Consider the following 16358-nt stretch of genomic DNA (forward strand, 5'->3'; position numbering starts at 1 on the left):
GTGTGTAAATCTTAGAGATTTGGATTCTTTTTATAAGAATGAAGAGGGATATTCATGAGTATTCAATGGTTTCCGGGGCATATGGCTAAAGCGAGACGTCTATTAACCGAACAAATTGAATGGGTTGATGTTGTCATGGAACTTGCCGATGCCCGAATCCCAGTCAGTAGTCGTAATCCAATGCTCGATAAACTGCTTGGAAAAAAACCGAGATTGTTACTTCTAAATAAAGCGGATTTGGCGGATCCTTCTTGGACGGCCAAATGGCTTGCTCATTTAAGAGTATCTGGTCTTGTTTATGCAGTTAGTGCGACAACAGGGCTTGGGGTCAAACAAATAGTGCCCGAATTAGAACGAATGGTTTTTGCCAAACAAGCAAGGCAAGCGGAAAAAGGTATTCGCCAACAGATGATCAAAGTCATGATTGTGGGAATTCCTAATATTGGTAAATCATCTTTAATTAATCAGTTGACAGGCGGAGCTCAGGCGAAAGTCGGGAATAAACCAGGAGTTACCCGTGGAAATCAGTGGGTACGAATACATGAACGGGTCGAACTGCTAGACACCCCGGGAATGTTGTGGCCCAAATTTGAAGAACTTGATGTCGGGCGAAAGCTGGCTGCACTCGGAGCTGTAAAAGATGAGGTTTTTGATATTGAGGAATTATCGACCTGGATCATTGATTGGTTAAAGCAGTATTCGCCGAATGCCTTAGTCCGCTATCAGACGTCAGACTTGGAGGTCACTTTGGAAAGTTTGGGACGAAAACGGGGATGCCTGATTCATGGCGGGCGTGTAGATACGCAAAAAGCTGCTCAGGTTTTCCTGAGAGAACTTCGTATGGGACAACTTGGTCCAATAACCATGGATCATGTAATTTGATGGTTTTACTAGTCAATTAAATCTTTGTATGATTGAATATTATAGGCGGTATGAAGGAAATCTACGTTATATGTCGAAGTGAGAATATGGGAGAGAAGAGGAGAAAGTGTGGAACCGTTATCCCACATGAATGTTCGGGAAGTTGAAGAAGCACTATATAAAGATCCTTCCCCTCGAATGCTTAGCGCATGTCAGAACGACCCGCGTCAAGGAGTTCGGCGTCTAGCCGTGCGTCTTGTTAAGTATCAGCAAGCACAAGCTGTAGAACAAGCCCGTATTCAGCAACTGCTTGTGGAAGAAAAAAAATTATGGGAACAAGGATTCCTGTTGTTGGCGGGAATTGATGAAGCGGGGCGAGGGCCGCTGGCTGGGCCAGTTGTGGCTGCGGCATGTATTCTGCCAGCAAAGTTTGATTTAGCTGGTCTAAATGATTCGAAAATGCTGACAGAGAGTAAGCGGGAAAAACTTTACACTCAAATACAAGCACAGGCTATCGATTATGCTATTGGGAGCGCTGAACCCGCTGAGATTGACGCCCTGAATATTTTAGAGGCTACTAAATTAGCCATGAAGCGTGCAATCGAAGGGTTGAAAGTTCGTCCCCATTACTTATTGATTGATGCACTAAAACTCCCAGATGTTCATCTCCCGCAGCTTGCGCTGATAGGAGGAGACCATTTAAGTGCCACAATCGCAGCAGCCTCGATCTTGGCAAAAGTGACACGTGACCGCTTAATGGTTGAACTCCATACACTTTATCCAGAATATACCTTTTCTAAAAACAAAGGGTATGGCACAAGCGAACACATGCAAGTTTTGAGGCGTTTAGGACCATGTCCTCTTCATCGAAAAAGTTTTGCTCCAGTGAAACAACAGGCGTCTGCTAGTTAAAAAGAAGGGCAGGTGGTGTTATTTGGAAGCTAAATTTATTGACCATACGCAATGAGTGTGGGACAATAAGCTTGGCATGGAATGTGGTATCAAAACTTTTTTATGAAGGGAGGTTAAGAGGATGTCTGACAATAATTTTGCTGCTGTAGGTATTTTTCTTGTAGGTGCAATAGCGGTATCGATCATTATGATGATAGTGCCAAAGTTGTTAGCACCTAACAAACCACACAAAGAGAAACTGACAACTTATGAGTGTGGTAATGAGACAATTGGACGAACGTGGCTCGGTTTTAAGAGCAATTATTTTATGTACGCCTTAGTATTTACTGCTTTTGATGTTGAAACAGTTTTCTTGTACCCATGGGCTTTAACATTCCAAAAGCTGGGAACATTTGCTTTCTTGGAAATGTTCATTTTTATTGTCATTCTCTTGGTCGGTTTCTGGTATGCTTGGAAAGAAGGTGCTTTAGAGTGGATGTAACCCTAGAAAAGCAGCTTCGCGAAGACGAGGCGTTAATGCAAAAAAATGTTCTGGTGACCAATATCGATAAACTTCTCAACTGGGCTCGCGGGCATTCCTTCTGGCCAGTTACGTTTGGCCTAGCTTGTTGCGCCATTGAAATGATGGCTACGGGTGGACCTCGTTATGACATTTCCCGATTTGGCTGGGAGGTTTTTCGTGCTTCACCTCGCCAAGCGGATGTAATGATTGTGGCAGGAACCTGTACTCGTAAGATGGCACCTCTGCTACGTCGTATATATGACCAAATGCCTGAACCAAAATGGGTTATCGCTATGGGTAGTTGTGCAAACGCAGGGGGGCCCTTTGTAGATTCCTATGCTATGATGGCTGGAGTAGATAAGATTGTTCCAGTGGATGTTTATATCCCTGGCTGTCCTCCAAGACCGGAATCATTGCTATATGGGCTCTTACAACTTCAATATAAGGTTTCCAATCCTGCTAAGGTGAGGTTAATGAAACATGGAAAATAAACAATTAAGACAACATGTGGAGGAACTTGCATCCCGGGTTAATGGAGAGGTAGAAGAGAGTTTAGGGGCTCTTATTTTGAAAGTTAAAGCTCCTTATATAGTCGAAACTCTAACAGGGGCTAAAAGCTTCCCAGATGCCCCATGTGACTTTTTGCACGATCTGTGTGGATTAGACCTCGTCGATCATCTAGAAGTGGTCTATCAATTGTCAAGTCTCCGTGGACCACAGTGTCTACGCGTAAAGGCAATAGTAGAACGGGAAAACCCAGTGATCGATTCCGTGACCCGGATTTGGCAAGGCGCTAATTTTCTGGAACGCGAGGCCTACGATATGTTCGGAATAAAATTCAAAGGACATCCTAATCTCAAACGGATTTATATGTGGGATGATTTTGAAGGATATCCGTTGCGCAAGGACTATGTGACTGAGCCCATCGAGGAACGTAATATCATGCGGCAGCGCATAGACGGGGAATAGGGGGAGAAACATGACTATTGAAAAAACACAAGAACTCGTTTTGAACATGGGCCCCCAACACCCGAGTATGCACGGCGTGTTTCGCATGGTGGTCCATCTGGAGGGTGAAACAGTTACAAAGATCGAACCCAAATTAGGATATCTCCATCGAGGGATGGAAAAGCTTGCGGAAAGCCGAACCTATTCACAGTTTATTCCGTATACAGATCGTTTGGATTACCTAGCTTCTCCACATAACAACTGGGCTTATGTCCAAACTGTTGAGAAACTTATGGGAGTAGAAATTCCCGAACGGGCGGAATATCTTCGAGTGATTTTCGGAGAACTTGCTCGAATTGCCAGCCACCAGGTTATGATTGCAAGTACAGCACTCGATATGGCGGGGTGGTCGGCATGGTCATATGCTTTCCGCGACCGTGAGCGCATCTTAGATATGTATGAAATGACCGCAGGAAGCCGATTGACAGTTAATATCATGCGCATAGGGGGATTAAGCGCAGAGCCACCTGCAGAATTTTGGCCTGCCCTAAAATCGTTCCTCGATGATACACCTGAGATGCTCGAAGAATACTATGGTATCTTTTTAGGGAACGAAATAGCACAAGGCCGATTGAAGAATATCGGTATCCTATCAAAGGAACTCGCGGAGAATCTCTCTATTACCGGTCCGGTTTTACGGGCGTCCGGCGTGAATTTTGACGTGCGTAAAGCAGAACCCTACAGCATTTACGACCGATTTGACTTTAACGTACCGGTTCGCACGGGGTGTGACAGCTTTGACCGTACGATGATACGAATGGACGAGATTGTGGAAAGTATTAAGATCATTAAGCAAGCTATACGTGATATTCCTGAAGGACCAATTATGGCCAAGGTGCCTAAGGTTATCAAACCTCCGGTTGGAGAGGTATATCATCGCGTAGAAAACCCTAAAGGGGAACTGGGATTCTATATCGTCAGTGATGGAACGACTAAACCGTCCCGGGTCCGTATACGGCCGGGCACATTCATTAATATACAGATGCTCCCAATTGTGGCCTTGGGATGGAAAATCCAAGACGTTGTTGCGATTTTTGCAACTTTGGACGCTGTATTGGGTGAAGTCGATAAGTAGTAAATTGCAATGAGGGGAGAATAAGATGGAGACATTAAATAATCTGTTTTTGATTATTGCGCATGCCATCCGTAGTCTTTTTGCGGATCCCCACTCAGTTTGGGCTAATTTAACCATGGATGTCATTAACTTTATCATCGTGGTTGTCATTGTTGTCTTGGCTGCATTAATTTTAATTTTACTTGAACGTAAAATAGCAGGTTGGACATCACAAAGGACAGGGCCCAATCGTCTCGGTCCGCGCGGATGGTTCCAGACTATAGCAGATGCATTAAAACTCATGGGGAAAGAGGATATTACTCCAGAAGGCGCTGATAGGTTTATCTTTAAAGTTGCGCCAATGATTATTTTCGTTCTCCCGATGATGACTTTAGCAGTCATTCCTTATGGAAAAGGCATGGCACCCATTGATCTCGATTTAGGTATTTTCTACTTTTTGGCTATCTCCGCTATTTCAACTTTGGCTTTCCTAATGGCTGGATGGGGATCCAATAATAAATACTCTTTATTGGGTGGTATGCGGGCAGTTGCCCAAATGATCAGTTACGAAATCCCTTTGCTCTTCTCTTTACTTGGGGTTGTCATGATCACTCAATCGTTTAATTTAGGAGTCATTGTTGAAGCACAAAGTACTATTCCTTTTATTATTCTTCAACCTATTGCATTTGTGATTTACATTATTGCGGCTATGGCAGAAGTCAACCGTGCACCGTTTGACCTGGTTGAAGCAGATCAGGAAGTCGTTGCCGGACCGTTTACAGAGTACACTGGGCTCCGCTGGGGATTGTTTTTCCTAGGAGAATACGGAAATATGACAGCTGTATCTGCACTCGCCGCAACCGTGTTTTTGGGTGGCTGGCAGGGGCCGGGCTTTTTCCCAGGCTGGGTATGGTTTTGGATGAAAGTCGGTATAGTCATTTTCTTTATGATGTGGGCTCGCTGGACTTTCCCTAGAATTCGTATTGATCATTTAATGCATTTAGCGTGGAAGGTATTGTTACCGCTTTCGCTTTTAAACATTTTGTTAACGGGTCTGGGTATCTATATTTACCGATTCGTGATGGGGGGGTGACACAGTGTTTGGTAAAGGTTTGTTACAAGGTCTTGGTATTACATTCAAACGCATGGTTGGTCCCAATATCACGGAGTTTTACCCCGAGGTGAAACCCAATCTTCCGACCAGAGTGCGCAGTTCCATGGGTCTTGATAAGAGTAAGTGCATCTCTTGCAATATGTGTGCGATGGCTTGTCCTAACTCGGTTATTAAATTGAGCAGCGAAAAAGATGAAAATAACAAAAAAGTTCTTAAGACTTATCACATGGACGTTGGTCGTTGCCTCTTCTGCGGCATGTGCACTGAGGTTTGTCCGACCAAGGCTTTGACAGTGACACAGGAATACGAAAATGCTGTATATGAACCAGGAGATATGAAATGGGACATGATAAAGCGGGCTGAGCGGAAAGGGAAGGAGGGGTGAGCGTGAGCACTATAGTTTTCTTTATCTTTTCTATCATGGCCATTGCAGCTGCGTGGGGTGTCGTCACTTCGAAAAACATTGTGCATAGTGCGCTTTATCTGGCACTTTCCTTTTCAGGTGTAGCAGTGCTTTATGTCTTGATGAATGCAGACTTTTTGGCGGCAGTTCAGTTGCTGATCTACACGGGAGCCGTATCAATTATGGTAGTTTTTGCGGTGATGTTGACGTTACGTGGTGAAATCTGTGACAGCAATCTTGAGAATCGTAAGTGGGGTTGGGGTGCACTTGTTTCTGGACTTGTGTTTATCATGATAGCGCTCGTCATTCTCACAAATTCAGATTGGCGCATTTTACCAACAGCGTGGACTAGCGGTGGCTCGGCTGCAGATATGTCGCTACTTTTATTGACTCAATTTATGATACCCTTTGAAGTAGCAGCTGTTTTACTTACCGTTGCCTTAGCCGGAGCTGTGATCTTGGCGAAGGGAGTGAAAGAGAGCAAATGAATTTAAGTAATTTAAGTGTGGGGCTTTCTACGTATCTTTTAGTGGGTGCAATGCTCTTTAGTCTGGGGCTTTATGGTGTATTTTCAAAACGAAATATTATTGCTGTACTCATGTCCATTGAGCTTATGCTTAATGCCGTTAATATTAATTTTGTTGCTTTCAATCGCTTTATTTGGAACCAAAAGATTGACATCCACTATGTTCTGACTGGGCATGTGGCTGCACTTTTCGTCATTGTTGTTGCGGCAGCTGAAGTGGCCGTTGGACTTGCTTTGGTTATTACGATTTATCGTAACCGTCAGTCCACCAACGTGGACGAATTTAATTGGTTGAAGTGGTAAGAGAGACTATGGAGAAGGTAGGTGTTCAAGGAAATGCATGATCTCTTTCGATGGGCATGGTTAATTCCTGCTTTGCCCTTCCTGTCGTTTCTACTCATCGCCTTTGTCACGAAACGATCCAAAGGGCTGTCTTCTACAGTATCGATCCTGGCGATTCTCACCGCGTTGGGCTTAGCTGTTGCTATTGCTTCAGGACTTATTCAGTCGGGTGCAGAACTTGTGGAACATCCTGCAATCGTAAACGTGAATTGGCTTAATATTGGGGGCTTAAAGATCGATTTTGGAACGATCGTCGATCCCCTGAGTACTATGATGTTGTTTGTAGTTACCTTGGTAGCATCGATGGTACAGATCTATTCTTTAGGATATATGCACGGGGACGAGGGTTTTTCGCGTTACTATGCGTACCAGTCTCTGTTTGCAGCATCCATGTTGGGCATGGTGCTCGCCACCAATTTGTTGCAACTCTTTATCTTCTGGGAATTAGTTGGACTATGCTCTTACTTGCTGATTGGTTTTTGGTACTTTAAAGTATCTGCGCGTGAAGCAGCTAAAAAGGCTTTTATGACGACACGTGTCGGAGACTTTGGCTTACTTCTAGGGATACTTTTCCTCTATACCAAATTCGGAACGCTTGATTTCGCTGCACTCTCCGTAGCACTTAACACGAATTTCCAAGATGTGGCACTTATCGGGACTGCATCGTATGTGACAGTCATGGCGTTCCTCATCTTTATGGGACCCGTGGGCAAGTCAGGACAGTTTCCCCTTCACGTTTGGTTACCAGACGCAATGGAGGGCCCGACGCCAGTTAGTGCTCTGATTCACGCAGCAACCATGGTTGTTGCCGGGGTTTACCTAGTAGCACGGATGTATTTTCTTTTTGATCATGCCGATCCGTCAGCCTTACAGTTTATTGCCAACATAGGCGCTTTCACAGCTATCTTTGCGGCGTCCATTGCGATCGCGCAAGATGACATTAAACGCATTTTGGCGTATTCCACCTTAAGCCAACTTGGCTATATGATGTTTGCGCTTGGTGTGGGTTCGTACTCGGGAGCCATGTTTCACTTAATGACCCATGCGTTCTTTAAAGCCTTAATGTTCTTAGGCGCTGGTTCTGTGATTTTAGCTATGCATCATAAACAAGATATTTGGGAAATGGGTGGACTTTGGAAAAAGATGCCAATAACAGGTACGACATTTTTTATCGGAATTCTGGCTATCTCCGGAGTCCCACCGTTTGCAGGGTTCTTCTCGAAAGACGAGATTTTAGCTAATGCCCTGCACAACGGACATCCAGTGATTTATGGAGTGGGTCTGTTTACGGCTTTCTTAACAGCATTCTACATGAGCCGTTTGTTCTTTGTAACGTTTTGTGGACCTGAAAAGCCAGAAAACCATACTCATGAATCGCCTTGGAGTATGACAATTCCGCTCATGATTCTCGCCTTCTTCAGTCTTATTGGTGGATGGGTTGCTTTACCGGAACATAACTTCGCTTTCTTTGTCCATTATCTTCCGAGTGGACATGAGTTCGAAAGAGAAGCTATTGACTGGGGCTTAGCTGCAATTTCCGTCACTGCGGGACTTCTCGGTATTGGGCTCGCTTATATCATCTATATTAAGAAGTCCATTGCTGCAGAGAATATTGTGGCCCGCTTCCCAGTGGTTTACAAAGTACTCCAAAACAAATACTACGTCGACGAGTTATATTTGTGGATTATTCATTACGTTATGGGCGGTCTAGCAAAAGTCCTATACTGGTTTGACATTTATATCATAGACGGGATCATCAATGGAATCGCTTTAATCACGCGCGGTAGTGCTAAAACACTTCGCCGAACTAGTACAGGACAACTACAAACGTACGCAATGGTGTTCTTTTTCGCAGTTGTCGTCATATTCATGGTCTTTGCATTTGGGGAAGGTCAATTGACAGCTCTTAACCCCTTAGCAACGCTAGGAGGTGTGAAATAATGTCTGCACTGCCAACAGTGAGCTCATCACTCCTTCTACCCGGCATTCTGCTAGCACCAGTATTGGCTATGTTAATGATTGTATTCTTGCCTAAAGAAGAAAGTAAGACGATCAAAATCATTGCAGCCATAGGTACTTTTGCCTCTATGGCCCTCTCACTTTATGCTTTCTTTGCCTATGACCGTGCGTTGGGTGGAATGCAGTTTACCTTAACGATTCCCTGGATACCTGATCTCGGTGTTAGTATGGCCTTCGGTGTTGACGGAATCAGTTTACCCATGCTTCTACTGACGAATATAATTGGTTTCTCTTCCATCTATGCATCTTGGAATATGGATAAGCGTGTCAAAGAATTCTTTGTTTTACTGCTTATTCTAATCACTGGGGTCATGGGAACGTTTATCGCACGTGATCTGTTCATCTTCTTCCTCTTCTATGAGATTGTGGTTATTCCAATCTACATCATGGTCATCATCTGGGGAAGTTCGAAACGAGTCACCAAGGAATACGCCGGTATGAAATTGACCATTTACTTGCTTATAGGATCCGCCTTCCTGCTCGTCGGCCTGATCGCCTTATACTTGGCCGCAGGCAAAAATGGCAATCCGACCTTCATGTTTGATCAATTAGCTGCTAGGCAAGACCTCTACAGTCCTGCTTTCCAAAAAGTCGCCTTTGGCTTAATGCTCTTTGGTTTTGGTTCTCTCATATCCATGTTTCCCTTTCACTCCTGGTCTCCTGATGGTTATGCTGGAGCTCCGACGGCCGTTAGTATGATTCATGCCGGAGTTTTAAAGAAAATTGGGGGCTATGGATTAATCCGCTTGGGAGTTATGGTTCTTCCGCTCGGAGCAAAGTTCTGGGCTCCGCTCATCGCAGTCTTGGCAATTTGCAACGTACTTTATGCAGCCTTTATCGCCTTGGCTCAAAAGGATCTCAAATACGTTATCGGTTATTCATCAGTTAGCCACATGGGGTATGTACTGATTGCCCTGGCGGCCCTGAACCCAACCGCTATGACAGGTGCTATCGCTATGATGTTTGCACACGGAGTCATGTCCGCTCTCATCTTCTCGATGATCGGATTTATCTACGAGAAAACTCATACGCGTAATATCGCCGATTTGGGAGGACTAGCCCATCAAGTGCCACGCTTAGCCATTGGCCTTTTGATTGCGGGTATGGCTTCTCTGGGCTTGCCAAGTACAGTCAATTTTATTTCCGAGTTCACTATCTTTATGGGTACAATCCATGTTTTCCCTGTACTCGCTATGCTAGGAATTTTCGGGATTATCTTTACAGCAGTTTACATCTTACGGATGATTGCTAACGTTCTGTTCGGACCACGTCGTCCTGAATGGGACCATCTAAAAGACATTCGTGGGGCAGAATTAGTTCCTTTGGTCGTATGTGTGTTCGTGATCTTTCTTTTAGGGGTATTCCCTAACATTTTATTTGGCTTGATTGATAGTGGGGTTACCTCATCGGGTCTTGCCAAGGTACTTGAGACTGTGAGTCAGGCGAAGATTGGAGGGTTGTTCTAATGGTAGATTTCAATATTGCGACAGTGCTTACGCCTGAAATTGCCTTGGCCGCACTGGCATTGATTCTGTTGGCCATTGGACTTCTGATTCCACCTAGCGCGCGAAAAGGCATGATGCCGCTCACTGTTTTCTCGCTATTAGGTGTTCTCAGTTATACGCTCTTTGATTTCTTTAAGGGTCCTAAGGCATCATTCCTTAATGGAATGTACATGCACGATCAATTCGCAGTCTATTTCAAAATACTATTCCTGGCGGCTGCGCTTCTGGTTGTACTCTCTTCGGGTGGGTATATTCAAAAGTTACCTAATCATCGTGGTGAGTTCTATTCTTTAATTTTGGCGGCGACTTTGGGAATGATGGTCATGGCAGGGGCTGGCGAACTTATTACGATGTACGTTGGTCTCGAATTGATGACGATTTCCTTCTATGTCCTTGTTGCTTATTTGGCGGATGATGCACGTTCCTCAGAAGCCGGGATTAAGTACCTTGTTCTTGGTGCCACTTCATCAGCCATTTTGCTCTACGGGATCAGCCTTATCTATGGACTCACTGGCTCTACTCAGCTCACAGAAATTGCAAGTGGGTTAGGGGCCAACCTATCTCCTGCATCCTTCTTGGCGACAGTTTTTCTTCTTGCAGGGTTAGGATTCAAAATCTCCCTTGTTCCGTTTCATCTTTGGGCACCGGATATTTATGAAGGCGCGCCTACGCCTGTTACGGCGTTCTTGGCCATTGCCTCAAAAGCGGCTGCCTTTGCTGTTTTGATCAGAGTCTATCTGTTAACTATGAACAGCCAGGCCTTTTCAGGCACTGGACTAACGTTGTTAGTTGTTCTGGCATCTCTGACCATGATATTGGGTAATTTAATTGCGATACCTCAAACGAACATTAAACGGTTATTAGCGTATTCAAGCATTGCGCAAGCAGGCTACCTAATGGTGGGTATTATTGCTGAATCAGTGGCAGGGGTCAAAGGGGTCGTATTCTATGCCATGATTTATGTTTTCGCTAATATGGGTGCGTTTGCGGTTGCAACTCACGTATCTGAGAAGCAAGGCAGTGACAAGATTGCTGATTTTGCGGGTTTAGCTCGCCGCTCTCCTTTGGCAGCGGTTGTTATGACGGCATCCTTACTATCTCTAGCGGGGATTCCCCCAATGGCTGGGTTCGTAGGGAAGTTCTATCTCTTCTCTGCAGTCATGGACCAAGGATACACAGCCATTGCCTATATTGGGTTTGTGATGAGTATGGTGTCCGTGTACTATTATCTCTCGGTCGTTAAGGTGATGTACCTCGGAGATGGCGAAAAATTGCCAGACGTTCCGGTTCATGGAGCGATGAAGTTTACGCTGGTCTTCTCGATGTTAATTACGCTAGCAATCGGGATTTATCCCTCTCCTCTAGCTCAAATGGCAATCGCTGCAGCGCAGAGTTTAATCAGATAACCTTCATCAGGTTGTCTATGGGATATTGAATAGAACAAATGTCGATATACTAAAAGAGGTTCTCAGTTTTACTGAGAACCTTTTTTGTAATATTATATATTAAACGAGCATACTTGAGGCTTGAAAGTGGTCTATCATATGGTATTAGGGTAGTGTAATTAGGAGACGAGATATAAGCTGTCTAATGTTTTTAACTATATGAACTAGGATATCTCAAACCTTTAAATGTCTATAAAGTCTGAAAAGGGATATCGTTTTAAGAAAGAGGGGGTTAACATTTTGAAGAATAAACAGTCCCTCGGAAAATCCGGAGAGCAATTTGCAGCTCGCTTGATCATAAATTCCGGCTTGAGCACCGTTAATCTTAATTATCGATGTCCAAAAGGGGAGATGGATATTATTGCCCGTGATGGAGAAACACTAGTTTTCATTGAGGTACGCACACGAAGATCTTCGTTTAGAGGCTGGGGCGAGGAAAGTATCACACAACAAAAGGCGAAACGCTTACGAGACATCGCGTCCTATTACGTGTTGCAACAGGGGTATACGAACTGGCCTAGCTTGAGATTTGATGTTATTGCTATACGTTGGATTAGTGATAACCCCGATTCTGTATGGATTCAAGCGGCTATATGAATTAACATTACAATATAAGTTTGATCACACAATTTTCACGTTTGGATGGTAAACTATAGTTATAGTTATAGTTATAGTTATAGGTTATAAGTTATAAGTTATAGGTTATAGTTAAGGGCTTCAAGTTACTGTTAAAGTCGTCGGGGCGATGCTTATCCCAAAGGAGTGTATGCTAATTGAATACAATTTTAGTGGTTGATGATGAAGAAAAAATAAGAAGTTTGGTAAGGTTATACTTAGAGCGAGAAGGGTTCGATGTTGAGGAGGCAGAAGATGGTCGTGTGGCTCTGGAAAAATTCCGCACAGGTCAGTTTTCCCTCTTAATAGTCGATCTTATGATGCCGGATGTCGATGGTTGGCGCGTTTGCCGTGAGATCCGTGCAAGTTCTGGGATTCCCATTATCATGTTAACTGCGAGGGGAGAGGAATTTGACCGTGTACTAGGTCTTGAACTGGGTGCTGACGATTATCTGGTGAAGCCATTTAGTACCAAGGAATTAGTAGCACGTGTAAAAGCACTCTTACGTCGATCAACCGGTCAACTTCAGCAAGTTTCCTCTGAGATAACGGCTGGGTTGCTATGTATCGATAAAGAAAGACATCGTGTAAGTATTGGGAATCAGGTTATTAGCTTAACCCCTTTGGAGTTTGATTTGCTTTATTTTTTGGCAAGGAATCGAGGTAGGGTTTTCTCACGCGAACAGCTGATGGAAACAGTTTGGGGTTATGACTTTTATGGGGATGCTAGAACGGTCGACACCCATGTCAAAAAGTTGCGAGAGAAATTAGCCGACCCGGATATTAAGGGAATGTTGGTCACTGTATGGGGTGTAGGCTATAAATTTGATCCTGACCATGTTCATTGACGAGATGAAGAATCTTAAATAGTAAAGATGGTGTTAGTTCAGTGAAAATGCGTCATGCATGGACAATCTCTATGAAACTATGGATTGCCTTGACCCTCCTTATTCTTGTCGTACTTGGGGGGTTAGGGCTTACGATCACCTGGCTTTTCGGGGATTTTTATCTTCAACAAAAGTTGGATTCACTTCGGAAAGAGGCGACTGAAATATCAGAGCAATTGGCAACAGTCTATAGTTGGAGTGAACGGTTAAATCTGCTAGAAACGTTGAAGCTAACCTCGGGCACGCAATTAGTTTTACTTGATCCAAAAGGGAATATATTAGTAATTTCGGGAACAACTTCAATATCATCACAGGGCTTAGGAGTCGGGGTAGGCGGGCATTTAGGCGTACTGGGAGGATGGTCACGAAATCTACGGCCCTCGGACTTCTTTACCGATGAGTACTTGGAAACGGTCCTTTCTGGTAAAACTATTTCGATTAAAGCTTTACCCGTTAATGGTGGCGGGCAGGCGATGCTTATTGCTGCTACGCCAGTCGGAATTAAACCCGTTCAGGGTGTTGTGCTTCTAGGGAGCTCTCCGGTTCCTATTCAAGAAAGTATCGCAACGTTTCGTCGACTTATTCTCTATGCCTCCTTGATTGCGGTTTTCTTGGCCACAGTGGTTAGCCTTATTTTTGCTCGACAAGTAACGAGGCCACTTGCCTTGATGCAACGAGGAGCAACTAGAATGGCTAAAGGCGACTTTTTGCCCATTCAAGGTATAACAAGCAAAGATGAAATCGGAGAGTTGGCCGAGGTTTTAAATTCGATGGGAGAAAGCCTGAAAAACCACATGGAATGGCTTTCTCAAGAAAAGAACTTGCTTCAAGGTATCGTTGAAAGTATCAGTGATGCGGTGGTTATGCTGAGTTTTGAAGGCCTGATTCTCTATGCCAATGATTCTGCGAAGGCGTTGTGGCAAGAAGGTGAGATTGAACTTTCGGAACGAAGAACCCAAATTGTCGAATTTCTCCATTCGATGAGCCAAAACATTTCTCAAGGCGAAAACTTTGCAACAGTAACCCTTGGAATACAGGTGTTGCAAGTTGTAATGGCACCGATGGCCGAGACGGAGGGAATCCGTGGGAATGTTGCAGTTCTTAGAGACGTAACGGCCTCTTTGCGGGCGGAAAAGGCCCGCCGTGAGTTTTTAGCCAGTGTTACGCACGAACTTAGAACTCCTCTACATCTTATTCAAGGGTATTTGGAGGCAATCCAAGATGGTGTGATACCGGAACATCAGCAGGATGAGCATATTGACCTGGTCTTGGATGAAGCCAAACGTTTGGCGCGTTTAGTTCAGGATTTACAAGACATAAATTGGCTTGAACGAGGACAAATTATGCAACGTGTTACTCTTGACCTGAAGAGTTTTCTGAGTGATCTAGAGCAACGTTTTCAGGGTCGAGCGCAGGAGCTAGGTTTGATTCTAGAAGTTTCTGAAGGTCGAGGGGAATTATCTGCAGATCCAGATCGGCTTTTGCAAGTCTTTATTAATCTTTTAGACAATGCAATGGGGCACACACCTTGTGGAAAGATTGTTAGGGTATTTATGGAGGAAGATCAGAATCAGGTGCGATTCGCAGTCCAAGATGAAGGAGAAGGAATTCCCAAAGAAGCATTACCCTATATCTTTGATCGATTTTTTAGAGCGAATAAAGCACGATCGCGAAAGGATGGGGGAATGGGCTTAGGGCTTGCCATTGTACGACAAATTGTGGAAGCCCATGGAGGGCGTGTGAAAGTTGAAAGTGATATGGGAAGAGGGACGACTTTTTGGATTACTCTTCCACGTTAGGCACCTTTGAAGGTGTTACTGTTCCGATTATTCCACTCACTGTACGCCTACACAATGGCACAGGTTAAGGAAGATTTAAACCAATCATATAGAGAAATCAGATCGTGTTTTTGCAACCTCAGGAACCATATTTTGATTAATATGGAAGGATTGTAGAGAATTAACGCGAACATTCTATTTAAAGGGAGGAGATTGAATGTTCGCAGCCGTTTATGGCATGACCGTACTTGGGTTACAAGCTCACTTAATTCGTGTGGAAGTCGACGTGGCGAATGGTCTGCCGAGTTTTGATATTGTTGGATTGCCAACTACAGCTGTGAGAGAGGCCCGTGATCGCGTGCGTTCAGCGATACGAAACTCTGGCTACCAGTTCCCCCTTCAGCGAGTCACTGTGAACTTAGCTCCTGCGGACTTGCGCAAAGAAGGTTCAGGCCTCGATCTGCCGATTGCGATAGGGATACTCGCAGCTACTGGGCAATGCATCTCACCATCACTTGCTCATTATGTGTTTTCCGGCGAACTTTCTTTGGAGGGGACCCTTCGTCCAGTTCCTGGGGTACTTACCATGGCCATTACTCTGAATAAAGAAAACTTAACAACAGGGATGGAAGGCGGGCTCGCTACAGAAACATTTAGTTTGATCGTTCCCCCAGATAATTTAGCTGAAGCTCGTCTTGTGACTGAGTTAGAAACGCATAGTACACTAACTCTCGGTCTAATAGTGAAAGGGATCGAAAATAAGATTGGTTTCGAAGATGATGTTTTGCCACGGACTCCTCAAAAGAGCTTATTTAACGGAATCAAGGTGGACTGGGCCGATGTCCATGGGCAAAATCACGCTAAAAGGGCTTTAGAGATTGCTGCAACTGGGGGGCATAATGTCATTTTGGTAGGGCCCCCAGGATCGGGTAAGACGCTCCTAGCAAAGGCATATTCAGGAATACTTCCTCTCTTAAGCGATCAGGAAAGCATAGAGGTTACCCAGCTTTACAGTGTTTGTGGGTTGCTGAATAGCAATGGATTATTGGTTCAACATCGTCCTTTTCGAAACCCTCATCATACCATAACTAATGCTGGTATGATCGGCGGGGGACGGGAGCTACGTCCAGGTGAACTAAGCTTCGCTAATCACGGAGTTCTGTTCTTGGACGAGCTTCCTGAGTTTACTCGTGAGGTTTTAGAATGTTTGCGGCAACCACTGGAAGACCGCGAATTGACAATTACTAGGCAATCAGGGAGTATCACTTATCCAGCCCATGTAAGCGTCATCGCCAGCATGAATCCCTGCCCGTGTGGTTTATAACTTGGGAGAAGGTATACTCAATTGAAACAGTTGCGGATGCGGATAGGCTTGTCCTGCCATGAT

16 protein-coding genes and 1 pseudogene are annotated in these 16358 nt (G+C 44.5%); all 17 read left to right on the plus strand.

The features are described 5' to 3' along the window. The first annotated feature begins 54 nt into the window (after positions 1-54). Positions 55-882: a ribosome biogenesis GTPase YlqF gene (gene ylqF / locus E4K68_RS11495; RefSeq protein ID WP_135379063.1), complete on the plus strand. Its 828-nt coding sequence runs from the start codon at positions 55-57 to the stop codon at positions 880-882. Between the two features lie 108 nt (positions 883-990). Beyond that, a complete protein-coding gene (locus E4K68_RS11500) occupies positions 991-1773 on the plus strand; it encodes a ribonuclease HII (RefSeq protein ID WP_199241748.1) in 783 nt (260 codons plus the stop codon). A gap of 121 nt (positions 1774-1894) precedes the next feature. Continuing rightward, positions 1895-2254 (plus strand): NADH-quinone oxidoreductase subunit A, encoded by a 360-nt coding sequence (locus tag E4K68_RS11505; protein ID WP_135379064.1) that lies wholly within the window; start codon positions 1895-1897, stop codon positions 2252-2254. Next, on the plus strand, positions 2245-2766 hold the full coding sequence (locus E4K68_RS11510) for an NADH-quinone oxidoreductase subunit B (RefSeq protein ID WP_135379065.1): 522 nt from the start codon (positions 2245-2247) through the stop codon (positions 2764-2766). The genes E4K68_RS11505 and E4K68_RS11510 overlap by 10 nt, the downstream gene beginning before the upstream one ends. Beyond that, entirely contained in the window at positions 2756-3244 is a 489-nt protein-coding gene (locus tag E4K68_RS11515; RefSeq protein ID WP_135379066.1) for an NADH-quinone oxidoreductase subunit C, read from the plus strand. The genes E4K68_RS11510 and E4K68_RS11515 overlap by 11 nt, the downstream gene beginning before the upstream one ends. Before the next feature lie 10 nt (positions 3245-3254). Continuing rightward, the gene (locus tag E4K68_RS11520; RefSeq protein WP_135379067.1) at positions 3255-4358 is read left to right on the plus strand and encodes an NADH-quinone oxidoreductase subunit D; all 1104 of its coding nucleotides are present in this window, start codon (positions 3255-3257) and stop codon (positions 4356-4358) included. Positions 4359-4383: 25 nt separating this feature from the next. Beyond that, positions 4384-5430 (plus strand): NADH-quinone oxidoreductase subunit NuoH, encoded by a 1047-nt coding sequence (gene nuoH, locus E4K68_RS11525; protein ID WP_135379068.1) that lies wholly within the window; start codon positions 4384-4386, stop codon positions 5428-5430. A gap of 4 nt (positions 5431-5434) precedes the next feature. After that, positions 5435-5836 (plus strand): NADH-quinone oxidoreductase subunit I, encoded by a 402-nt coding sequence (locus E4K68_RS11530; protein WP_135379069.1) that lies wholly within the window; start codon positions 5435-5437, stop codon positions 5834-5836. 2 nt (positions 5837-5838) lie between these two features. Beyond that, positions 5839-6342, plus strand: coding sequence for an NADH-quinone oxidoreductase subunit J (locus tag E4K68_RS11535; protein ID WP_243450343.1), 504 nt, complete (start codon positions 5839-5841; stop codon positions 6340-6342). Next, entirely contained in the window at positions 6339-6683 is a 345-nt protein-coding gene (gene nuoK / locus E4K68_RS11540; RefSeq protein ID WP_135379070.1) for an NADH-quinone oxidoreductase subunit NuoK, read from the plus strand. Before E4K68_RS11535 ends, nuoK begins: the two co-directional genes overlap by 4 nt. A gap of 21 nt (positions 6684-6704) precedes the next feature. Continuing rightward, on the plus strand, positions 6705-8663 hold the full coding sequence (gene nuoL / locus E4K68_RS11545) for an NADH-quinone oxidoreductase subunit L (RefSeq protein WP_135379071.1): 1959 nt from the start codon (positions 6705-6707) through the stop codon (positions 8661-8663). After that, a complete protein-coding gene (locus E4K68_RS11550) occupies positions 8663-10207 on the plus strand; it encodes an NADH-quinone oxidoreductase subunit M (RefSeq protein WP_135379072.1) in 1545 nt (514 codons plus the stop codon). The genes nuoL and E4K68_RS11550 overlap by 1 nt, the downstream gene beginning before the upstream one ends. After that, the gene (locus tag E4K68_RS11555) at positions 10207-11652 is read left to right on the plus strand and encodes an NADH-quinone oxidoreductase subunit N (protein ID WP_135379073.1); all 1446 of its coding nucleotides are present in this window, start codon (positions 10207-10209) and stop codon (positions 11650-11652) included. Before E4K68_RS11550 ends, E4K68_RS11555 begins: the two co-directional genes overlap by 1 nt. 279 nt (positions 11653-11931) lie before the next feature. Then, on the plus strand, positions 11932-12288 hold the full coding sequence (locus E4K68_RS11560; RefSeq protein WP_243450344.1) for a YraN family protein: 357 nt from the start codon (positions 11932-11934) through the stop codon (positions 12286-12288). 176 nt (positions 12289-12464) lie between these two features. Then, complete coding sequence (locus E4K68_RS11565; protein ID WP_135379075.1) at positions 12465-13154, plus strand: response regulator transcription factor; 690 nt, start codon at positions 12465-12467, stop codon at positions 13152-13154. Positions 13155-13225: 71 nt separating this feature from the next. After that, a complete protein-coding gene (locus tag E4K68_RS11570) occupies positions 13226-14992 on the plus strand; it encodes an ATP-binding protein (protein WP_243450345.1) in 1767 nt (588 codons plus the stop codon). Positions 14993-15188: 196 nt separating this feature from the next. Next, positions 15189-16289: pseudogene (locus E4K68_RS11575) on the plus strand (YifB family Mg chelatase-like AAA ATPase); the annotation flags it as partial. Between the last annotated feature and the right edge of the window lie 69 nt (positions 16290-16358).

The organism is Desulfosporosinus sp. Sb-LF (genome assembly GCF_004766055.1).
In the GTDB taxonomy this organism is placed as follows: Bacteria; Bacillota; Desulfitobacteriia; order Desulfitobacteriales; family Desulfitobacteriaceae; genus Desulfosporosinus.